Origin of the sequence: Chryseobacterium sp. IT-36CA2 (assembly GCF_949767875.1) — a bacterium.
Taxonomy (GTDB): Bacteria; Bacteroidota; Bacteroidia; order Flavobacteriales; family Weeksellaceae; genus Chryseobacterium.
In genome coordinates, this window is the sequence record NZ_CATKPG010000011.1 from 38,130 (window position 1) to 59,345 (window position 21,216).

A 21,216-nucleotide genomic window follows, 5' to 3' on the forward strand; every position below is an offset into this window, starting at 1 on the left:
ACAATAAATATAAATGTCCCCATTAGAGTGGGGACATTTTTTTGTATTCTATTTCGAAAGTTTTATTCATTAAAAAAGCTTCCGGAAATCCCGAAAGCTTTCATGATTGATTCCTTTTTCAAAAAGGATTTATTTTTTAATGAATTTAAATTGATGAGTCTGAAAATTTCGGGTGCTGATTTTCAATACATATCCACCAGGAACAAGTTGAGAAACATCAACCTTTGAGTCAAACGTTTCAGACTTTATTAAACGTCCGTCTATATTATAAATTTGAATAGACAGCCCGTCATCAATGCCTGAAATACGGATAAAATCTGTTACAGGATTAGGGAAAATCTGAATTTTATTTTTCGAATACTCTGAGGTCCCTAATGTTGAACTCTGTACATCACCGGTCATGGTAGAATTTACTGCAGTAAGGTTACCACCGCATTGTCCGCCTGTAGCTGTTGTATTCTCTATCCATGTTCCGATAGTATTACCCGGAGGGATTGGGATTGAGTTATTTCCTGTCGAATTGTAATAGATTAAAGCCGGATTGGCAAAAGTTCCATTTCCATCATCAGCAATAAATTCCCATCTTGTAAGAGTATTGTTCCACTGGATTTTAAATTCACAGGTTCCTAATCCGCCGCAATCTTGCCCGCCATCAATAGGAGTAGTCATATAGATATTCTTATTAAAGGCATCTACCCCCGTTTTGTTAAATACATAAGTATTAGGAGGACTGCTAAACAGATTAGGACATCCGGTAAAAGTTATTGTCTGCGCAAAAGCTGAGCTTCCCAGGGCAAGACATACTAAGTAAAGAATTTTCATAGCTGTTAGTTTTGTGATGGAAAGACTCCCACTAATGAAATAATGCATTTCAGCGTAATAAACGGAGGTCTGTTTTCATGGGGCTGGTTTCCGCCGGTGTTGTTTACCATTGTACTCTTCATCGTAGTATTTGCTGCTGCATCAGAATACTCTTTGTCTAGAACTTTGGTATCTGCCGGAAGACTGTTGGTGGGAGAATTTTGATTTCCCTCAGTAGTTACGGCATTTACCGTGTGGCTATGTGCCGGCATTTGTGTTACCAATAAAGTTACACTTTCAGTTCCTCCGATCTGTCCCATGCTGTATGTAGTGGGACCTCCCGGAGCCTGTCCGTTATGAACAAGTACTCTTCCTCTCATGTCTGGCAGAGCGAAAGTGGTTGTTCCGTTTCCGCCATAAGTAGTTCCCAAAAGGGAAAAGAGAGCTTGGTTTTGAGCAATAGCCAAGAGCTGCCCATTGCATTCCGCCCAGTTCTTCGGAGCAAAAGTATAAGGAACAAAAGCAATTTGTCCTAAATAGGGATCCGATGCCTGAGCTTTTAGAGAAGGAGTGAATGCACTGCTGATCAGCAGTGTACATGCAATAAATAAGTTTTTCATGATGACAAGGTTTTAAGTAGTATAAATTTATGAAATATTTTACATAAAACGTTTATAAATAAAAAAACCTTTCATTATATAGTGAAAGGTTATATTTTATTAATCAAAATTGGCTTTTTTATAGTTTTTTTCTCTAATGTCTGGAAGCCGGAAAATGAACTTTAATTTTTAAGATTATCCTTAAAATCCTCGATCCTGAAGTCAGTTAAAGCATTTCCTTTTTCAATTTTCTCTTTAGAGTAAAGCCTGAAATCATTTTCCGTCTTTTCTAAAAGATAATCATAAGGTCCTATATGAGAAATTAGTTTTACCAGTACAGGCGAAATTTCAAGACAGATAAATAATCCCATGATAAAAGTCGCCGCAAGCCCTATGATCGCTGAATTTTTTCCAAGCTCATCCAATGCTTGAAGCCTTGCTGCAAATCCATTGAATTTATCTTCAAAAGTCTCCGTAGATTTTCTTTCAGTTTCCAGGTTGGTATATACCTTGGAAATTTCTTTATCCAGATATTCCAGTCTTGGAGCAGCCTGTTTTTGATAATTTTCCAGATCCTGTTTACGTTGTTCTTTTAGCTCCTGTTTACGTTTGGCATTAGGTCCGTAACCTTCTTTTCCGCTGGTTAATCCAGATTGTTTTCCGAGAATTTCCTTTTCAAGCTCTACTGAAGCAGAATCATATGCCTTCTGATATTGAGCAATTTTACCGGAAATTTGCTGTTTTTCTGTTTCGAAAGGTCCGCTTTGTTGAAGAATTCTTCCGTTCATTTCCCCTTGAAGCTGTTTTTTATTTCTTTGAATAATGGTATTCAGTTGCTTGTTTACCTCTTTCTCAAAAATTTTAAGCTCTAATGGTTTCGAAATAATGATCCCTAAAAATGTAGCAAGGATAAGACGCGGAATGGCCATCAGAATCTGATTCCACCAGGTTCCTGTCTTTTTAATCGAAGAAACAATATAGCGGTCAAGATTAAAGATCATCAATCCCCATAGAACTCCAAATCCTATTGAAGCCCAGATATTATCAAATACCGTGTACATGGCATAACCTGCAGACAAAGTAGCAAATACTGCAGTAAATAGCACAATCCCTCCAATTCCGGAAAACTTATTCCATTCACTCGGAGTTTTTCTTAAAATATGGATGTTCCCTCCGGAACATACCATCAGAAACTTTTGGAACCAGTTTATTTTATGAGTTCCTTGATTTATAGTTTGTTGGTTTGTTTTCATAACTGAAAATTTATACAAAGGTAGTACTAAAAATCATACCAATGTAAAAGATAGTATTATGTTTTACCAAGTAATTAGATGTAAATTTATAAGATATTGTTTTATATAGAGTTATAGCGATAGTTTAGAAATGTAACGAAAAAAGTAAAAATTATTTCAATCTATCAGGATTCTGCTTTAGAAAGCTTTCCCATCCGGAATACGATTTGGTATCTGATATCGTTCCGGAATTAAAATGATGACATACCGCAACAGCAAGGCCGTCGGAAGCATCTAAATATTTTGTTGGGAACTCCTTTAAGTTAAGTAGATTTTGGAGCATTCCTGCAACCTGTTCTTTGCTGGCATTTCCGTTTCCGGTGATGGCCATTTTGATTTTTTTAGGAGAATATTCCGTGATAGGAATATTTCTGTAAAGGCTGGCTGCCATAGCCACTCCCTGTGCACGGCCCAATTTCAGCATACTTTGTACATTCTTTCCAAAGAAAGGAGCTTCCAGAGCTACTTCATCAGGATGAAACTCGTCAATAAGAGATAATGTTCTTTCAAAAATATATTTGAGTTTCGTTTCGTGATTAGGATATTTCTTTAAAATAAGCTCATGGATAGAAACCATCTCCATTTTTCCTTTTTTTACGGAGATAATACCAAATCCCATTACTGTAGTTCCCGGGTCAATACCTAAAATTATTTTCTCTGAAATCATTGCCCCAAAGATAGGGCTTTCTAGGCTTTAAGTATAAAAAAGTATCTGAATGAATTTTCATTTATGTTTGATATATTTAAAACTTTAGTACCTTTAAGCAAAAAATGATATGAAAAATGTATTTAATGTACTCATTGTTCCTGTTTTTCTGTTTTGTAGCTTCCAAAAAGAGAATGGAGAGTCTCAAAACAAGAAATTGAATTCAGAAACGGTTATAAAGAAAAGTGACAGAATTATTTATCTGTTTTTCAAGGCGGATAAAGATCAGTCAGGAAACGCGAAGATTACTCTTCAGAATAGTAAAATTGCAGATGGAAGACTGAAGCAAGTCTCTTCTTTTGAAAGAAATGAAGTTCGCAAAGGAGATCTTATTATCAGTTTGGCAAGTTCAAACGGAAAAGAAGTGGCTCAACAGCTTGTGAGAGATCCTTTCAATCCTGAAATGGAAGTCTATGAAAAAGAAGGCATCACCAGACATAAAGCTGCCTTTCAAAAAACGGAGTTCAGTGCAAGGTTTTCCTTTTCTGAAAATGTTCAGATGGTGAAAGTTGAAAAAGCAACTGAAGACGGAGTACAATTATTATTTACACAAAAACTATAATATGAAAAAAGTTTTATTTTCCCTTTTAATAGGAAGCAGCTGTTTTGCCCAGACATTTGAAACGGTTCCGCTTTTACAGAACGGAGACAATAGTAAACGTGTTATTATTGCTATTCTGGGAGACGGATTTACCGCGGCACAGCAAACCGATTTTACTACATCAGCTCAAAATACGGTTAACTATCTTTTTACAAAAAGTCCTTATACAGAATATAAAAATTACTTCAATGCGTATGCTGTAAAAGTAATTTCTACAGAATCTGGAGTGAAGCATCCGGGGACGGCAACAGATGTTGTGGAGCCTGTAATTCCTGTGTCTAATCCTAATAATTATCTTGGTTCTACTTTTGATGTAGGAGTTCACAGATGCTTATACAGTAATACGTCCAATACAGTAGGACAGGTGTTGGCAGCGAATGTTCCTGATTATGATATCACCTATGTATTAGGGAATTCTACAGAATATGGCGGTTGTGGAGGAACTTATGCTTTTGCTTCGTTAAATGCTTCTGCAAATGAAATTGTAGTACACGAGCTGGGGCATTCCTTCGGAAAATTAGCTGATGAATACTGGTTTGCAGGATCATTGGAATCACCGAATAAAACTCAAAACTCTAATCCTGCTACCATAAAATGGAAAAACTGGGTAGGATTGAACGGAGTAGGAGTATACGCTCACGCTGAAAGCCCTACATGGTTCAGACCACATCAGAGTTGTGAGATGAGGTATCTTAACCAGCAGTTTTGTTCTGTATGTAAAGAAGCAATCATTGAAAGAATTCACTCTTTGGTTTCTCCTGTAGATTCTTACACACCGGCAAACAATACTACAGTAGATGCTACCTCTAGTGTAACGTTCACAGCTACAGAAATTCTTCCTAATCCTAATACATTAGTCAATACCTGGACTTTAAATGGAACAGTTCTGGGATCAACAGGAAGTTCTATTACGATTACTCCGGGACAGCTTAACGGAGGAAATAATACATTGACACTTTCTGTGGTAGATAATAACCCGCTTCTGAAAGTTGATAATCACAGTACTCTTCATGTTACCAATGTTACCTGGACGCTTAATAAAGCTACTCTTGGTACTTCAGAAGTGAAAGCAGAAGAAAGACGTTTCAGTATTTATCCAAATCCTACTGACGGAGAATTTTTTATTAAAGGAAAGCAGGGCTTCTCAAAAAATGTGACGGTTGAAGTTTATGATGCTTCCGGAAAGATGATTCCATCCAGATTTGAACTCAATGATTCCGCAATAAAGGTGGATATTAAAAACTATCCGGCAGGTACTTATCTGCTGAATGTAAAAGAAAACAAAACTCTGATTCTTTCTCAGAAAGTCATCAAGGAATAATATAACGAAACCGGCTACTACAGCCGGTTTTTATTTTGTTAATTTCTTTTCAGCAATGGGAAGCCAGTTTTCTTCATGACGAAGAAGTAAAATTTTATCAACTAAGAATTTAGTTTGATATTCCTTTGCTTTATATTTATCCCAGGCTTTGAGGTAATTCTCCCAGGTCAGATTTCTATATCCTACAGTCATATGAGGATGAAAAGAATATTTACCAAAATTAAACTGCTGCTTTACTCTTTGATAAAGTTCTGTTAAGTATAAGTTTTCTGTTGGTTGAACATACAGCACCGGATTTTTAGGATTAGGAAAGCTTCCAAATCCATTCAGTTCGATCTCAAAAGGAGTCATTTCTGTATTGATTTTCTGAAAAGCAGTATGAATATCACTTTCCAGTTCCAATTCTCTGGAGAATGGAGGAAAAAGAGTAATGTGAGCTTCATTTTTTAAAGCTTTGGAATTAGCATAATGAATGGCTAAATCTTTTTTAAAGATTTTTACTTCTTCAATAATCTCCTGAGGAGGGTAGATGGCTATGAAGTACATTTTTTTCATAAAGCAAATTAAAAAGTTTTTACATTAAATTTATATACATAAGAAAATTATGCATAAGTTTACAATGTATAAATCATTCTATGAAAAAGAATAGTCTTTATAAAGGTACCTTGCAGAATATTATTTTGAAGCTCCTATCCAAAGAAGTCAAAATGTATGGATATCAGATTACCCAAAGAGCCAAAGAACTCACCCAGGGTGAGCTAGAAATGACCGAAGGGGCACTCTACCCATTACTTCACAAATTGGAAAGTGAAGACATGATTACCTCCGAAATTCAGAAGATCAACGGAAGAGAAAGAAAATATTATCTGCTGACAGAAAAAGGGAAAAAACAACAGGCAGAAAAAGAGACTGAGATGAAAAGTTATTTACTCAACCTACAGACAATATTCAATATATGATCACTGAAGCACAGGAAAATAAAATTACAGAGTATTTGATCGTTCAGGAGCTTTCATTAGATATTCTGGTAGAAATCAGAGATCATATGATCAGTCAGATTTCGGATATTCAGTTCAATGAAAATATGAATTTTGAGGAAGCTTTCTCAAAGGTAAAAGAATCCTGGAATGGGGAGTTTGCAATGGTTCATTACCTGTTATTTTATCCCACTAAAATTCCTTTGATTGCCAAAAGAATTATTCAGGAGAAATACAGTGGTCTTTTCAAAAAATCTTTGATGGTAGGTGTTCTGGCTTTTGCTGTTAATCTGCTGCTGATTTATATGGTAAGAAATCAAGAGCAGTATAATCTGTTTTTTAAACTGCTGAATGGATCATTTGTGTTGGCAACCCTATTGATATGGATTTTTAATTATAAAATCTGGAAATATATAAAGGCTGACTTCAAATACAAAGGAAAATGTCTTTACACAATGTATCAGCAGAATCTGGGGTTAATGGTTGTTTGTGCCAGCTCCATGACGCAGGTGGCAATAAGGAACGGGCATTATGCTTACCAGTTTTTCAGAGAACAAAATTATACTGATATTGCAGGAGTTCTGATGACTTTAATTCTTCCCTTTGTATTACAGGTAGCTCTTGTTTTTGCGCTATTCAATTTTATTGAACATAAAAAGAATTTAGTGAAAATGCAGGAATTTCTAAAGTCAGCATAAATAGGTCATCCAGACTAATGTTTTGATCTAAGCTGTGTAAGCGTATTTTCAAGATGATCTGTGATCTTTTTTACTTCAATATGAGGTCTGAAGATTACACCTTTTCCTCTTTCCTCATCTGCAATATTCGAAAGTATAATTACAGAAGTCTTAGTGTCAGGATAATAGATGTTTAAAGAAGGTGAACCTTTAATATAACCACTGTGGAAATAAGAATTAGGCTGGCCAATATTAAGCATAATTCCATAAGCATACCCCATTTTTCCGAAGATAGCATGATGTCTTTCCGAGCTTTTTGCCATGAATAGCTTCAGTGTTTCAGGTTTTAAAATTTTTCCACCATACAAAGCGTTGTTCCATGAATGAAGATCCTGAATAGTTGATAATATTCCGCCGGCTGGAGTACCTATTTCGTTTCCGCCTAATCTTTTCGGCATATTCGGAACTTCTGAAAACTTAGCAGGTGTACCAACATAGGCACTTGCAAAATTATTTCCTTTAAAAATATTTCCTGTTGAAGAATGAGTCATTCCTGCTTTTTTGAACAGTTCCTGGGCATTCTCATCATATGACTTTCCGGATACTTTTTCCACAATCTTTCCAAGTGTATTAAATCCGTCATTGGAGTAGAAAAAATCAGAACCGCTTTTAAACATCAGCTTTCCACCCATCAGATTCAATCCTGAAGTATGATTGAGTAATTGATGAATCGTAATGTTTTCATATTCTTTGGTCTGAAATTCTTTCAGGTATTTTGAAGCTTTATCTGTCACATTAAGTTTCCCCTGTTCCATCTGGAGCAGGATCAAAACAGCTGTGAACTGCTTACTTACAGACCCTATGGCAAAAATGGTATTGCTGTCAATTTTAGTTTTTCTTTTAAAATCTGAATAACCGTTTTCTTTTCTGTAAAGAGGAAGAGAGTCTTTAAAAACGGCAATGCTTCCATTGAAATGATACTTTTTGAAAGTGGAATCAAGTTGTTGTTCTAAAAGTGTTTTCTGAAAAGCCGCAATAGTAGAATCAACAATAGCTTTCTTGTCAACAGGAGCAATTTTAGGAGCTTCAGTGGTACAGGAAAACAAAAAAGAGAAAAGGGACAGGATAATAAAATTTTTGATCACAGGTGTTGTATTTTTTTAATGATAATTGATACTCTTAAAGATACTAAAATATCAAAAAGAGTAGTAAGGGAAGCAAATTGCGTGCTAAGATGAGGTACCGGAGCAATTAAATAGATCTTTGTGGATAATATATTGAAAAAGCCTGTGAAAGAATATTCACAGGCTTATTTTATAACAGATCACAAAACCAGAAAGTATATTCTCCGCCTTCTTCTTCAGGAGATGTTTTTGGTTTAGGATACGTTTTCTTTACGGTCTCTCCGATTTCAAACTGAATTGGATTTTTGAAAATCGGCCCATCAAAAGTAAAGGTATGAAACTCTCCGTTTTCTCCACATGGATCTACATTTTCAGGAAGATCATCAATGAATTTCTGATCAATAATCCGTCCGGCAAAACTTTTGTCAAGGTAAGATCCGTTGACACAGGTTACAATGGTTTTAAAGCCAAGAGCTAAAAATTCATGGATGAGGTGAGAGGTGTCTTGTTTCCAGAGCGGGAATACAGCTTTCATCCCGATAGCATTTAATTGGTCTTCTCTGTATTTTCGCAGATCTTCCAAAAAAATATCCCCAAAAACAGAATGAGTAATACCCTGAGCTTGTATTTCAGTCATTGTTTTACTCATAATTTGCTGATACTCTTCCATGGATGGTTCTTTGGGAAGTTCCATTTTAATTAACGGAATCCCGAGGCTTTCTGCCTGTTTTTCTAAAAGAGAGATATGTACACCATGCATGGAGATTCTTTGAAATTCCTGATTGACACTGGTAAGTAGTGTAGAAATTTCATATTGATTCTCCTGTAGTATTTTATAAAGGGCAAGGGCAGAGTCTTTTCCGCTGCTCCAGTTGAATAAGGCTTTTGGTTTCATGTGAAAATAAAAATCTCTCAAAAATAAGGAGATTTTATGGCTTAATAATTCTTATTTGGAATTTCCCGGATCGGAACAAATCCACCATTGAAATAATCGATCTTCATTTCAAAAGGATAGGTAGGATTGCTCATGATCAGAACTCCGATGGCTCCGAAGAATGCAGCACCGGTTACCATCATACTTCCTGCATTGGGATTTGATCTTATTTTGCCGATGAAATAATAATCATTGTCTCTTTTTATAGCCTTTGTAAATAGATTTTCTATGGAGAGGTAGATGTAAGGCTCACCTTTGTAAATAATAGCATAAATACCCTCCTTTTTGATTTCTTTTTCCTGTCCGTTTTCCGTCTCATAAATTTTCACAATCTTAGGAGAATTACCATAAAACTTAACATTCGTAATAGATTTGTCAGGCTGTTGGTTTTTTAAAGAGTGATAATCTTTATACACTCCATCTTTCAGCTGAGATGAATGATAAAAGCTAATGGATTGCTTTGCTACATTATCAAAATTGTGAATCTGTTCTAAAGTATACTGATTGCTAGCTTCAGGTTTTTTCGTAGCATTTTTACTAATGAAATCAGCGAGCATTTCGCTTCCTTTTTCGAGTGTTTTTTTTGTGACATCAGTTGCTTTAATATCAATAACGATATCGGTCTGATCCATCAAAGAATAGGTTCCGTTATTGTTTTGTGAAAATAAGAATCCTTGAAAATAACAATAACCATGCTCACTGAGCTTGGCAGTAATCTCTGCAAAATATAATTGCTTAAGATACAAAATCATAGTTCCATCCTCAGTGTCTTCTCCATTAATGCTGTTCAGGATACTCTGAAACTGTTTTGATATACTGGAGCTGGGAACCACTTTTGCTTTAGCGTTTAGCATTCCCTGTTGTACAATACCTAAAGAAGTGGTATCTTCTCTTTTATCAATAAGCTTTATCGTTTTATAGTAGCTTTTTTCTATCTTACTTCCAGGTAGAGTAATGGTAAATGGTTCAGTGCGTTTTTGGCTCCATAAAGCAGATGTAATGCATGTAAGAATTAAGAACAGAATTTTCTCAAAATTATTTTTCATGGTTTATTAGCTTTAGACTAAAAATACAAAAAACTCCCGAATACATCAGGAGTTTTTTTATTTGCGAAAAAGATTTTCTTATTTTGAAACAGGTTTTCCGTAGTTGTTTTGGGAGCTTGTAACATCAACTTTGTCTTTTTCCGCCTGGTCTCTTTTTTGTAATTCTTCAACATTTTTAACCATGTCGCTTTGATGAGAGTTATCTGGAATAGGGGTTTTACAAGAAGCTAATGCTACAAAAAGACCCAACACCGAAATAATTTTAATACATGCTTTCATTCGATTTTTTTTTGGTGGCAAATATATAGGATCAGGTTGGTTTATTTTTAATTTTTAACAAACATTATAAATCAACCGGATAAAATTTAGATTTTTTTCACATAAAAAATAAAAAACCTCAAAGAATTTCTTTGAGGTTTGATGTATAAAAAATGTCTGTCATATAGACTTACATATTTCGTCTGTACTTACCACCTACTTCAAATAATGCATTGGTAATTTGTCCTAAAGAACAGTATTTCACAGCATCCATCATCATTTCGAACAAGTTTTGCTGGTTGATCGCTGCATGCTGAAGTTGTTTTAAGGCTTCTTCAGATTTACCTTCATTCGCTTGCTGGAAGTTATGAAGAGACACAATCTGTGCCTGTTTTTCTTCTTCTGTAGAACGGATAACTTCTCCCGGTAAAACGGTTGGTGAACCATCTTTTCCTAAGAATGTATTTACTCCGATGATCGGATATTCACCTGTATGTTTCAACCATTCGTAATGCATGGATTCTTCCTGGATTTTTGAACGCTGGTACATGGTTTCCATTGCTCCAAGAACACCGCCTCTTTCTGTAATTCTGTCGAATTCTGCATATACCGCTTCTTCTACAAGATCTGTTAATTCTTCAATGATGAATGATCCCTGAAGAGGATTTTCGTTTTTCGCTAATCCTAATTCTTTATTAATGATCAGCTGAATAGCCATCGCTCTTCTTACAGATTGCTCGGTAGGCGTTGTAATCGCTTCATCATAAGCGTTTGTGTGAAGTGAATTACAGTTATCATAGATCGCATAAAGTGCCTGAAGAGTGGTTCTGATGTCGTTGAAATCAATTTCCTGAGCATGCAGAGAACGTCCTGAAGTCTGGATGTGGTATTTCAACATCTGGCTTCTTTCGTCTGCGCCATATTTTAATTTCATGGCTTTTGCCCAGATTCTTCTTGCTACACGTCCGATTACTGAATACTCAGGGTCGATGCCATTGGAGAAGAAGAAAGATAAGTTTGGTGCAAAATCATTGATATCCATTCCACGGCTTAAGTAATATTCCACGTAAGTGAAACCATTAGCCAGTGTAAATGCCAGCTGGGAAACCGGATTAGCGCCTGCTTCAGCAATATGGTATCCTGAAATGGAAACAGAGTAGAAGTTTCTTACTTTTTCTGTGATGAAATATTCCTGAACGTCACCCATTAATCTCAATGCGAATTCCGTGGAGAAGATACATGTATTCTGAGCCTGGTCTTCTTTTAAGATATCAGCCTGAACGGTGCCACGAACAGTAGCAATTGTTTTGGCTTTGATTTCCGCATATACATCTGCAGGAATCACTTCGTCTCCTGTTAGTCCTAATAGCTGTAGTCCCAAACCATTATTGGATGGAGGAAGTTCACCGTTGTATTTTGGTCTTTCCAACCCTTTATTGTCGAATTTCTCCTTCAATTTAGCTTCTACTTTAGCCTCTAAACCATTTTCTTTGATGTATTTTTCAACATTCTGATCAATGGCAGCATTCATGAAGAAAGCCAATAGCATTGGTGCAGGACCGTTGATCGTCATTGAAACCGAAGTCAATGCATTTACAAGATCAAATCCGGAGTATAATTTTTTAGCATCGTCCAATGTAGCGATAGAAACTCCCGCATTTCCGATTTTACCATAAATATCTGGTGGTAAAGCCGGATCCTGACCGTACAATGTTACAGAGTCAAAAGCTGTAGACAGACGTTTAGCTGGCATTTCTGCGGAAACATAATGGAATCTTCTGTTGGTTCTTTCAGGGCCTCCTTCTCCTGCAAACATCCTTGTAGGATCTTCTCCTGTTCTCTTGAACGGATAAATTCCTGCAGTGTAAGGGAAGCTTCCCGGAAGGTTTTCCTGTCCTTTCCATTGGATCAGATCACCCCAGTCATTGTATTTTGGTAATGCAATTTTTGGAATTCTTAAGTGGGATAAAGATTCTGTAGAGGTTTCAACCTTGATCTCTTTTCCTCTTACGAAATAAGAATAAAACTCTGCGTGGAAAGCTTTTTTTGTATCGTCCCAAGTTCTCAGGAAATCGATATTATCCTGTTGAAGCTCTTTTTCAGCTTTTTGATATTCAGCATCCAAAACTTCATTGGATATGATATTTTTTACGCCTTCAATATGATACATTTTTCTGGCTAATTCTGCCTGTTTTTCAATATTGATGTCGTATTGCTTATTATTTTCAACAATTTCAGAAAGGTAACGAACTCTTTTTGGAGGAATAATCGTTACTTCTTCTGTAATTTCTTGTTCTACAAAAGTTTTTAGATTTAAATCAGAGAATTTATCATTTACTTTTGAAACCAATCTGTTGTATAATTCTGTTGTTCCATGATCATTAAACTGAGATGCTTTGGTTGCATACACCGGCATATCATCTAATGGACTTTCCCATAGTAAATGGTTTCTCTGGAATTGTTTTCTTACCGCCTGAAGAGCATCCAATGCGCCACGTTTGTCAGATTTATTCAATGCCACAAGATCTGCATAGTCTAACATGTCGATTTTTTCCAACTGTGTAGAAGCTCCATATTCAGGAGTCATTACATACATGGAAACATCTGCAAAATCAGAAACTTCTGAACCAGACTGCCCTATCCCTGAAGTTTCAAGAATGATTACATCCGGATGAGCCAGTTTCAGTACATTCAGTGCAGAGTGAATGAAAGGAGAAACAGAAACGTTATTTTCTCTGGTTGCCATAGAACGCATATAAACTCTTGGATCATTGATCGCGTTCATACGGATTCTGTCTCCCAATAAAGCACCTCCGGTTTTCTTTTTCGAAGGGTCAATAGAAATAATGGCAATTTTTTTATCTGTATTTGAACGTAAGAAACGTCTTACTAATTCGTCTGTTAAAGAAGATTTACCTGCTCCTCCGGTACCTGTAATACCAATGATTGGAATGGTTAAATCTTTAGATTTTTCATCGATAGCCTTTACAAGCTCAGGTTTTTCTTCTGAGAAGTTTTCAACGGCTGAGATGATTTGTGCAATGCTTGATGGATTTTCAAAACTGATATCATCAAGATCTTTAGCTGTAACATCTTTTCCTGTAGCAAAATCTGATCGGTGTACCAGATCATCAATCATTCCCTGAAGTCCAAGTTCACGGCCGTCATCCGGAGAATAAATTCTGTCTATTCCGTAAGACATCAGATCTTTGATTTCTTCCGGAAGAATTACACCGCCACCACCGCCAAAAATTTTGATCTGTGGTGAATTTTTCTCTCTTAAAAGGTCGTAGATATATTTGAAATATTCGTTGTGACCTCCCTGATATGAAGTTAATGCAATTGCATTGGCATCTTCCTGGATTGCTGTATTTACAACTTCCTCTGCTGATTTATCGTGTCCTAAGTGGATCACTTCGCATCCTGTTCCCTGAATAACACGACGCATAATATTGATCGCAGCATCATGCCCATCAAATAATGAGGCCGCAGTTACGATTCTTACCTTGTTGGTTGGAGTATATTTTTGGGTTTCCATAAAAAATTCTAGACAGTTTCTAAGTTCTCAAATATAGTAATAAAATGAAAACCTTGACTTGTAGATTAATATATTGAATTATAGGTATTTATAACAAATGTTTTTTTTAAGTAATTGACTTTGTAATAGGTTATGTCTGTATTTTCCAGATTCTTACATTACTTCTTTAAAATATAAATGTCGGTAGAACAAAATCTACCGACATTTTCTCTTTGGTCTAAGCTTGAAGTTTGGTTTTTGTTGCAGGAAAGATTTTCTGTTTTATTGTTTTTCAGAAAAAAGTGTTTTTCTTTTGCTGTCCAACCCCCAGTTCAATCCTAAGAATGAAATGAGATTATCCTTATCACCGTAATTTTTTCCGAAAGCGGCATTAATGTACACACTGTCAGATACTTTATAGTTGATGATTCCATTGGAGCGATAAGTGTTATCCAAATCACTGCTTCTGTAGATGAATTCATAGCCAATGGAGAATTTGTTGTATACAAGCTCTATTTTTCCACCAAAATCATAATTGTTGGTTTTGCTGAATCCGTTGGCAAGATCATAAACTGTTTTGTCCTGCATGTATCTTGCAACAGCATAGAAATTCAATCTTTTTTCTGTTTTTGAAGGGTCTGTAGAGGTTTCTTTGATCATTACCTTTGATTTTTCTTTCTTTTGATCTTCAACTGGCTTTGGGTTTTTCCTTTCCAGATTGATTCCCGAACTCATCGTCATCCAAACTCCGAATTTTCCGAATTGATTATTTTTAAACTGGTTATCCAAAAAGAAAGTACTATAGGCTGAAGCTACATCTAATTGAAAAGCAGGTTTTTCGTCAAGGTATTTTTTATAATTTTCAGTTTCAGTCTTGTAATAATCCGGGACGAACTTTTCTAGCGCTTTTGCCCTCATCTCATTTTTTTCATCTGGGCTGGCATTGGATGCTTCTATATCATTATATTCCTTTGATTTTCTAAACTCTTCCTGGATATCGGTTAATTCCTTTGAGATATTTTTATTTGATGCCGTAATAGCTTCTATATTTTTTTTATTTCTTATTTTAAATATGGTGGTTCGCAAAGAAAACGATACCGAAGGGTTTTCTGTGTCAAGATTTTCAATTTTATAATTTCTCAGAAAAGCAAAGGAGAATGAAACGTTTTTGGCTTCACTGAAAATGTTATTTTTATACTCATCTTTATTATCCGCATTTTTAATAGTTTTAATGCCGGCATACTTTAATGCATCCATCTCCGTCAAGGGAAATAGATGGGTAGGGGTAAGTTCTACTGCATAGGCATTGGGAAGACCTTCATTTTCACTGAAAGAATTGACAATGCTGGTCATGAAAGCTTTTTTTGATTTTGGAGTTTCCAGATCAGAGCTTGCCAGGCCGAGAAGCATTACACTTGGTGCATTGGAAAGTTCCAGTTTGTTTAATTCTGCAGTAATTTCTTTACTTTGAGAAAATAAAGATGTCATTCCAGTCACCAGAGCTATTAGTATTAATATCTTTTTCATAGCTCAACTTTTATGTATTTATAAACTCCATAGATGAACTTACCAGTTAAATCTTCTGTTGTTTTGCCTTTAAAAGGATTGAAATTAAAATTCTTACTAGGGATTTGAGGGAATTCAAACTTTATTCTGCAGGTATTGATTAAAATCTGAAGATGATTCACCTGCATATTAATATTGAAAGAAGTTGCAAAAAGTAAATTATCAGACTTTAAATCTGCTTTTGGAATGGTAAAAGAAAATCCGTCATCTTTTAAATTGTTGTCATCAATCCGTGTCCCATTGATAATAAAATGGGGATCACCAAACTGTGTATTGGCACTGATTATTACATTCACTTCAACATTGTCTTCGTTAAAGTCCGTAATTTCTACTGTTTTTTGGGGAATCTTTTTCATGTCTATTGTTTTTTAGTTTGTGAATTTTTTTCAAAACCTGATCTCTCATTTTCAATACCTTTAAAATAAGTATGATGATTTTTCAGTTTTGATGGTACTTCAAATTTATGATTTGTAATAATAGAGGTCAATTACCTTTTCGGGTGATATTGTATTGTTTTAACCATACTGTCAAATTTCTCTGAAATGAAAAAAATGCAGCCTTTAATCCAATAATTAAATGGGATCAAGAATTCTGCACCCCAATTAAATTCTCTACTTTTGCAGCATATTTTTACAGACATGCAAAAAGCTTTGATGTATTTCGCGTTAGGAACAGTAGTAAGCTTCCTGATCAATTATTTCTTTATAAGTTCTGAAAATATCGCACTTGATATTTATTATGCCTTTGCCTTCGGTTCTGCATGGGGAATCGCTTATTATCTGGATACTCCTAACTTTACACTGCCGAAAAAATTAATTCTTTCATTTGTAGCGATGGGAATTCTGGTACTTATTGGTGCTTTGATTTTTAATCTTGAACTGGCCATTCCGTCTATCCTGAAATTTTCAACCGTTTTTGTTGCCTATTATTTATTTGCAAGCTTCAGAGGGAATAAATCCCTTAGAAACTAATGAAGCATAATGAAGCTTAGGTACATCAGTACCATAAACATTAGAATCAATCCGATATAGTTGATAATAAATAATACGGAACCTTTCAGAATACTGATTCTTTTTTTTGTTTCATATACCCTGTGATGGGCAACAAAGAAATAGACTGTCATATAGAGCCCCAGCCCCAGACAAGCTAATATATATAATAAGGTAAGTAAATTATTATTTGGAAGAAAGCTTACAATTTTTTCTCCTACTATAAATACCAGTATTGCTAAGAGAAGGAATGAAAAATAATGAAGAGTAAATATACCATGATCAAAATACCACCATTTTTTCTTGTTATGGAACAGCCATAAAAAGAAGGCAAATATCGGTAGATAAACAAAAAGCGCTTTCGGAATGGTGTGAATAAAATTCTCTTTATACTTTTCCCAAATCTGATTTTTGCTGTATCCATCTTCCTTCAATTCAAATACTTTTCCTACAATAGGTCTCATTATTGTATAAATTCCTGTTTTATCCTTGGCAAGAATAGAATCATACTGCTTCATGGAGTAAGCATGCATAATAGATTCTTCTTTAGAATCAAATGTGCTGTCAAAAAGCTCAGTTTTTTCTTTACCGTCTTCTATTTTTAATGTATCCAGCGCTTTTTGAGTAGCGTTTGCTGCTTCGTTGGACATGACGCCTCCTTTTTGTAATTCTTTTACAATGTCTTTGGAAACTTCTTTCTGTTTTTTTGCTTTTTCTTCCGTTTTAGCTTTGCTAGGCCTTTCTACCTCCTCTTTGGCGTGGGGTAAGATATTGGGAAGGAAAAATGTAAGAAAACTTATAAATATATAGAGTTTTACGGGAGCTACATATAATTGTCTTTTCCCAGCCAGATATTCTTTGGTCAACAGTCCGGGACGGGTAAACAAATACTGTATCGTTCTCCAGAACTGCCCGTCATAATGGGTGAAATCTTCAATGAAATGAGTAAAAAGAAAATGGAAAGGCTGTCTGCTTTCAATGTTTTCTTGTCCGCAGTGTGGGCAAAACCTTTCTTCAACTTGGTATCCGCAGTTTAAGCAGGTTTTGTCTTCTCTTAGTTTTCCGTGGCTCATGGATTTTAGAATATGATTAGCGCAAATATAATTATTTCAATGAAATTATAATTATATCTGTGTATTTTACGGAAATCTTTAAAGTAAATTTAATAAAAGAAAGAGTTGAGGGAAAAAACTCTTTGCTGTTTCATTGGTGTTTTTAGAATCTTCGAAGTGTTTTTTTCATCGGCACATGAGTTGACAAGATTTATGCCAAAATTGTAAATAGTGTTAAAATCTATTGATACAGGGGTGTAGAACCGAGATTATATAGATAAAATAAAATATGTTTTTGGGTTACAAAAATAATTTGTACCTTTGCACACCCTTTTAGGGGTAAATTATGTTTAATCTTTAACTAAAACGTGTGAATACATTAAGTTACAAAACTGTTTCAGCGAACAAAGCTACTGCTAATAAAGAATGGGTTGTGGTAGACGCTGAAGGACAGCCGTTAGGTAGATTAGCTTCTACGGTTGCAAAGATTTTGAGAGGTAAGCACAAAACGAACTTTACACCTCACGTAGATTGTGGTGATAACGTGATCGTTTTGAATGCTGGGAAAATTACACTTTCCGGAAACAAGTGGGCTGATAAGACTTATATCTGGCATACAGGATACCCTGGTGGACAGAAGTCTATGACTGCGGCTGAACTTCAAAAGAAAGATTCTTTAAAGGTATTAGAGAAGTCTGTAAAAGGTATGTTACCTAAAAACAGATTAGGATCTGCTATCCTTAAGAACCTTTATTTATATGAAGGAACTGAGCACAAACATGAAGCTCAACAGCCAAAAACAATTAATGTTAACGAATTTAAATAATTAATTATGTCTATAGTTCACAAAATCGGAAGAAGAAAGACTTCTGTAGCAAGAGTTTATGTAAGACCAGGTTCTGGTGTTATTACAGTAAACGGTAAAGATGCTAAAGAATATTTCTCTACAGACGTGATGGTTTACAAATTAAACCAACCGTTTATCCTTTCTGAGACTGTTGGTCAGTATGACGTTACCGTAAACGTATTCGGTGGTGGAAATACAGGTCAGGCAGAGGCTATCAGATTAGGTATTTCAAGAGCTTTATGCGAAATCAACGCTGAGTTCAGATTAGCATTGAAGCCAGCTGGTTTACTTACAAGAGACGCAAGAATGGTGGAAAGAAAGAAGCCAGGTCAGAAAAAAGCAAGAAAGAGATTCCAATTCTCAAAACGTTAATTTTCAGACTTCAGATTCAAGATCTCAGATTTCAGAATTTTTTCGGTCTGTTGTCTTTTATCTAAAATCTATTTATCTAAACAAAAAAATTGCCCGTTACGTTTAGCATCCAAACGCTTCTCCCATCTAAAGAAGTTGTTGATTGTTTAAAAGACGGAAAGTAAACTAACAAAAACAGAAAACATGGCAAAAGCAAATGTAAAAGACCTTTTAGAGGCTGGCGTACACTTCGGTCACATGACTAGAAAGTGGAATCCAAATATGGCTCCATACATTTTTATGGAGAAAAACGGTATTCACATTGTAGACTTACATAAAACAGCAGTTAAATTAGATGAAGCTTGCAGCGCTTTAGAAAAATTAACTTCTGCAGGTAAAAAAGTTCTTTTCGTAGCTACTAAGAAGCAAGCGAAAGAAGTGGTTGCAAAACACGCTTCTGAACTTAATATGCCTTATATTACAGAAAGATGGCCAGGAGGTATGTTAACGAACTTCGTTACTATCAGAAAGGCTGTAAAGAAGATGAACTCTATCGACAAAATGAAAAAAGACGGTACGTTCGAAACTTTATCTAAAAAAGAAAGATTACAAGTTGACAGACAAAGAGCTAACCTTGAGAAGAACTTAGGTTCTATCGCTGACATGGTGAGACTTCCATCTGCTGTATTTGTAGTTGATATCTTAAGAGAGCACATCGCGGTAACTGAAGCTAAGAAACTAGGTATTCCAGTTTTCGGTATCGTTGATACAAACTCTGACCCTAGAAAAGTTGATTTCGTTATCCCAGGAAACGATGATGCTTCTAAGTCTATTGATATGATCCTTAGCGTAGTTTCTGAATCTATCAAAGAAGGTCAGTCTCAAAGAAAAGCTGATAAAGAAAAATCTAAAGAAGAAGGAGAAAAAGTATCTGCTGATACAGATGCTGATTTCGATGCAGAATAATAGAAGATTTTCTTTTATATAGGAAAAACGCTGGATTTCGGTCCAGCGTTTTTTTATTATTTATATACTAAGGCTTCTTAGGACATACTGTAAATTCAGGGAAATCAGGATCTGTAGTTGGAACAACTACTCCTATTCTACATACACCACTGCAGCACATTTCGCCCATTTCGAAATTACAGCCGTCGATACAGCTTCTGTATCCTCCTTTGATTGTTCTAAGCTCACTTCTTGAGACTTTTTTTAAATTTTTCATGGTTTTAGTTTTAGTTTTTTTCCTACTCTTAACGCTTTTCGGATTCCGCGATTATTGAGTTCTAAATATAGGGAAATATCTATTACGGATGAGATTTGTAAAATAATATTTTGATTTAGTGGAATTTAGCTTTTATACAGCTATTCAAAAAAATAAAACCCACAGAATTCTGTGGGTCATATTTTAGTTTGAAAGTTTTATAGAATAAGACGTTGTGACAAATTTTGTAGATTGGTAGGCCGAGTTACAAACCACTCCTGATAATCTATAGTTTTGGTTTTTCGGAACCATGGTATATCCTATCTTTCCAGAACCAATCGGGATTTTCTTGAAGAAACTACCTCCGCTTACCGTAAGCACAATATTGCATGGAGATTGGTTTTCTACGGAAATAGAGGTCCTGGGATTCTTAGGATCATCACTGTTAAGAAGATCATTAAGAACATCAGCGGTCTCTGGTTTATAGGTCTTAATAAGTTCACTATACTCTCTTTCTGCATTGGCTCTGTTCCCGGTATTGCTTGTAGGGTAAGGGTAGGAGGTTCTTCCCGGATAGCTGCCGTAATTTACATTACAGCTGGCAAGGATCAATGAAATTCCGGTAAAAACTAATAGTTTTTTCATCCTATTTTATTTTTTGATTTTTCTTTTTTTGAAGACTTTTCCGGTGTTGGTTCCTTTTGGGCAGATTTCACTTCTGTACTAGCCTGCTTCGGATTGTCTATCGTTACAAATATACTTTTTTTAATGTCTTTCTGTGAGGAATATTTCATATCGCAGATATTGCTGTTGAGTGCATACGAATCCTTCTTAAGGACAATGAAATTTTCTGCACGAGCTGGAACAGCAAGGTTGTAAAACTCTTTTCCTTCAATTCGCAGGACGATATTACAGTCCGAATTATTTTTGAATAAAAGAATAGCTTCATTCCGGTTGATATCCTCATTAAACATGGCATTCAGTAGCTTTGCCGTTTTTTCCTTGTGCTGAACAGAGGTTTCAGCAATGAGCTTCTTAAATTCTTCAGCTTCATCTGAATTAGGATTTCTTAAAGCACTTTTGGGGATATCTGCAATCACCGGCCTTGTTTCCATAGGTTTGGCTGTACGGGCACCTTTTGTCCATTCGGAGTTTTTTAAAGCAATAAGCTTAGGTTTCAGCACACTCTTTTTCGGATCGTCAGGGTGTGCGTTCTTCAGGTATTCTTCAATTTCTTTAATGTTTGTGCTTTTTAAAATGTCTTTACTGCCTTTTTGAGCCTGTGTAAAGTTGGGAATAAGAAATGTGAAGAATAGAATCGTTAAAAATTTTTTTTTCATCAAGTTTTTCTATTTCA

At 35.4% G+C, this 21,216-nt stretch carries 24 protein-coding genes; 8 read left to right on the forward strand and 16 right to left on the reverse strand.

All coding sequences use genetic code 11. The annotated features are described in order from the left end of the window. Window positions 1-129: 129 nt before the first annotated feature. The 4 genes from ACM6F9_RS01005 to ruvC form a co-directional block, all read right to left on the reverse strand. The gene (locus ACM6F9_RS01005) at window positions 130-822 is read right to left on the reverse strand and encodes a T9SS type A sorting domain-containing protein (protein WP_414844015.1); all 693 of its coding nucleotides are present in this window, start codon (window positions 820-822) and stop codon (window positions 130-132) included. Window positions 823-827: 5 nt separating this feature from the next. Then, the gene (locus tag ACM6F9_RS01010; protein WP_414844016.1) at window positions 828-1,421 is read right to left on the reverse strand and encodes a phage tail protein; all 594 of its coding nucleotides are present in this window, start codon (window positions 1,419-1,421) and stop codon (window positions 828-830) included. A gap of 161 nt (window positions 1,422-1,582) precedes the next feature. Beyond that, window positions 1,583-2,653: a DUF4407 domain-containing protein gene (locus ACM6F9_RS01015; protein ID WP_414844017.1), complete on the reverse strand. Its 1,071-nt coding sequence runs from the start codon at window positions 2,651-2,653 to the stop codon at window positions 1,583-1,585. 151 nt (window positions 2,654-2,804) lie between these two features. Further along, window positions 2,805-3,359 carry a crossover junction endodeoxyribonuclease RuvC gene (gene ruvC, locus ACM6F9_RS01020; protein ID WP_105701144.1) on the reverse strand — a complete coding sequence of 185 codons (555 nt, stop codon included), beginning with the start codon at window positions 3,357-3,359 and terminating at the stop codon, window positions 2,805-2,807. A gap of 109 nt (window positions 3,360-3,468) precedes the next feature. Here ruvC and ACM6F9_RS01025 point away from each other — a divergent pair, with 109 nt between their 5' ends. Both ACM6F9_RS01025 and ACM6F9_RS01030 read left to right on the forward strand, forming a co-directional pair. After that, window positions 3,469-3,960: a hypothetical protein gene (locus ACM6F9_RS01025; protein ID WP_414844018.1), complete on the forward strand. Its 492-nt coding sequence runs from the start codon at window positions 3,469-3,471 to the stop codon at window positions 3,958-3,960. Window position 3,961: 1 nt separating this feature from the next. After that, the gene (locus ACM6F9_RS01030; protein WP_414844019.1) at window positions 3,962-5,320 is read left to right on the forward strand and encodes a M64 family metallopeptidase; all 1,359 of its coding nucleotides are present in this window, start codon (window positions 3,962-3,964) and stop codon (window positions 5,318-5,320) included. Between the two features lie 30 nt (window positions 5,321-5,350). Here ACM6F9_RS01030 and ACM6F9_RS01035 read toward each other — a convergent pair whose 3' ends face one another. Then, a complete protein-coding gene (locus tag ACM6F9_RS01035; protein ID WP_414844020.1) occupies window positions 5,351-5,875 on the reverse strand; it encodes a 2'-5' RNA ligase family protein in 525 nt (174 codons plus the stop codon). Window positions 5,876-5,955: 80 nt separating this feature from the next. Between ACM6F9_RS01035 and ACM6F9_RS01040 the strand changes: the two genes are divergently transcribed. Both ACM6F9_RS01040 and ACM6F9_RS01045 read left to right on the forward strand, forming a co-directional pair. Beyond that, a complete protein-coding gene (locus tag ACM6F9_RS01040; RefSeq protein ID WP_414844021.1) occupies window positions 5,956-6,279 on the forward strand; it encodes a PadR family transcriptional regulator in 324 nt (107 codons plus the stop codon). Next, complete coding sequence (locus ACM6F9_RS01045; protein WP_414844022.1) at window positions 6,276-6,995, forward strand: hypothetical protein; 720 nt, start codon at window positions 6,276-6,278, stop codon at window positions 6,993-6,995. The genes ACM6F9_RS01040 and ACM6F9_RS01045 overlap by 4 nt, the downstream gene beginning before the upstream one ends. Window positions 6,996-7,009: 14 nt before the next feature. Here the strand turns inward: ACM6F9_RS01045 and ACM6F9_RS01050 are convergent, their stop codons facing one another. The 7 genes from ACM6F9_RS01050 to ACM6F9_RS01080 form a co-directional block, all read right to left on the reverse strand. Continuing rightward, window positions 7,010-8,119: a serine hydrolase domain-containing protein gene (locus tag ACM6F9_RS01050; protein ID WP_414844023.1), complete on the reverse strand. Its 1,110-nt coding sequence runs from the start codon at window positions 8,117-8,119 to the stop codon at window positions 7,010-7,012. Between the two features lie 169 nt (window positions 8,120-8,288). Then, window positions 8,289-8,993, reverse strand: a complete 705-nt coding sequence (locus ACM6F9_RS01055; protein WP_414844024.1) for a diphthine--ammonia ligase — start codon at window positions 8,991-8,993, stop codon at window positions 8,289-8,291. Window positions 8,994-9,034: 41 nt separating this feature from the next. Then, the gene (locus tag ACM6F9_RS01060; RefSeq protein WP_414844025.1) at window positions 9,035-10,078 is read right to left on the reverse strand and encodes a hypothetical protein; all 1,044 of its coding nucleotides are present in this window, start codon (window positions 10,076-10,078) and stop codon (window positions 9,035-9,037) included. 78 nt (window positions 10,079-10,156) lie between these two features. After that, the gene (locus tag ACM6F9_RS01065) at window positions 10,157-10,357 is read right to left on the reverse strand and encodes a hypothetical protein (RefSeq protein WP_414844026.1); all 201 of its coding nucleotides are present in this window, start codon (window positions 10,355-10,357) and stop codon (window positions 10,157-10,159) included. Between the two features lie 169 nt (window positions 10,358-10,526). Further along, window positions 10,527-13,874 carry a methylmalonyl-CoA mutase family protein gene (locus tag ACM6F9_RS01070; RefSeq protein ID WP_414844027.1) on the reverse strand — a complete coding sequence of 1,116 codons (3,348 nt, stop codon included), beginning with the start codon at window positions 13,872-13,874 and terminating at the stop codon, window positions 10,527-10,529. A 261-nt stretch (window positions 13,875-14,135) separates the two neighbouring features. Beyond that, window positions 14,136-15,380 carry a hypothetical protein gene (locus tag ACM6F9_RS01075; protein ID WP_414844028.1) on the reverse strand — a complete coding sequence of 415 codons (1,245 nt, stop codon included), beginning with the start codon at window positions 15,378-15,380 and terminating at the stop codon, window positions 14,136-14,138. Further along, window positions 15,377-15,775 (reverse strand): hypothetical protein, encoded by a 399-nt coding sequence (locus ACM6F9_RS01080; RefSeq protein ID WP_414844029.1) that lies wholly within the window; start codon window positions 15,773-15,775, stop codon window positions 15,377-15,379. Before ACM6F9_RS01080 ends, ACM6F9_RS01075 begins: the two co-directional genes overlap by 4 nt. A gap of 282 nt (window positions 15,776-16,057) precedes the next feature. Here ACM6F9_RS01080 and ACM6F9_RS01085 point away from each other — a divergent pair, with 282 nt between their 5' ends. Further along, window positions 16,058-16,390: a hypothetical protein gene (locus ACM6F9_RS01085; RefSeq protein WP_414845090.1), complete on the forward strand. Its 333-nt coding sequence runs from the start codon at window positions 16,058-16,060 to the stop codon at window positions 16,388-16,390. Here the strand turns inward: ACM6F9_RS01085 and ACM6F9_RS01090 are convergent. Next, complete coding sequence (locus tag ACM6F9_RS01090) at window positions 16,387-17,481, reverse strand: DUF3667 domain-containing protein (RefSeq protein ID WP_414844030.1); 1,095 nt, start codon at window positions 17,479-17,481, stop codon at window positions 16,387-16,389. The two genes, ACM6F9_RS01085 and ACM6F9_RS01090, sit on opposite strands and share 4 nt — an antisense overlap. A gap of 349 nt (window positions 17,482-17,830) precedes the next feature. On the opposite strand from ACM6F9_RS01090, the gene rplM reads away from it, so the two are divergent. The 3 genes from rplM to rpsB all read left to right on the forward strand — a co-directional run bounded on the left by rplM (window position 17,831) and on the right by rpsB (window position 19,624). Beyond that, complete coding sequence (rplM, locus tag ACM6F9_RS01095; RefSeq protein WP_047385928.1) at window positions 17,831-18,286, forward strand: 50S ribosomal protein L13; 456 nt, start codon at window positions 17,831-17,833, stop codon at window positions 18,284-18,286. Between the two features lie 6 nt (window positions 18,287-18,292). After that, window positions 18,293-18,679 (forward strand): 30S ribosomal protein S9, encoded by a 387-nt coding sequence (gene rpsI, locus ACM6F9_RS01100; protein ID WP_047385930.1) that lies wholly within the window; start codon window positions 18,293-18,295, stop codon window positions 18,677-18,679. Window positions 18,680-18,862: 183 nt separating this feature from the next. Next, window positions 18,863-19,624 (forward strand): 30S ribosomal protein S2, encoded by a 762-nt coding sequence (gene rpsB, locus ACM6F9_RS01105; RefSeq protein ID WP_034692922.1) that lies wholly within the window; start codon window positions 18,863-18,865, stop codon window positions 19,622-19,624. 67 nt (window positions 19,625-19,691) lie between these two features. Here rpsB and ACM6F9_RS01110 read toward each other — a convergent pair whose 3' ends face one another. From ACM6F9_RS01110 to ACM6F9_RS01120, 3 genes are all read right to left on the reverse strand, one after another. After that, window positions 19,692-19,880 (reverse strand): bacteriocin-like protein, encoded by a 189-nt coding sequence (locus ACM6F9_RS01110; protein ID WP_414844031.1) that lies wholly within the window; start codon window positions 19,878-19,880, stop codon window positions 19,692-19,694. A gap of 183 nt (window positions 19,881-20,063) precedes the next feature. Further along, entirely contained in the window at window positions 20,064-20,504 is a 441-nt protein-coding gene (locus tag ACM6F9_RS01115) for a DUF6759 domain-containing protein (RefSeq protein WP_414844032.1), read from the reverse strand. Further along, window positions 20,501-21,199 (reverse strand): DUF6759 domain-containing protein, encoded by a 699-nt coding sequence (locus ACM6F9_RS01120; protein ID WP_414844033.1) that lies wholly within the window; start codon window positions 21,197-21,199, stop codon window positions 20,501-20,503. The genes ACM6F9_RS01115 and ACM6F9_RS01120 overlap by 4 nt, the downstream gene beginning before the upstream one ends. Between the last annotated feature and the right edge of the window lie 17 nt (window positions 21,200-21,216).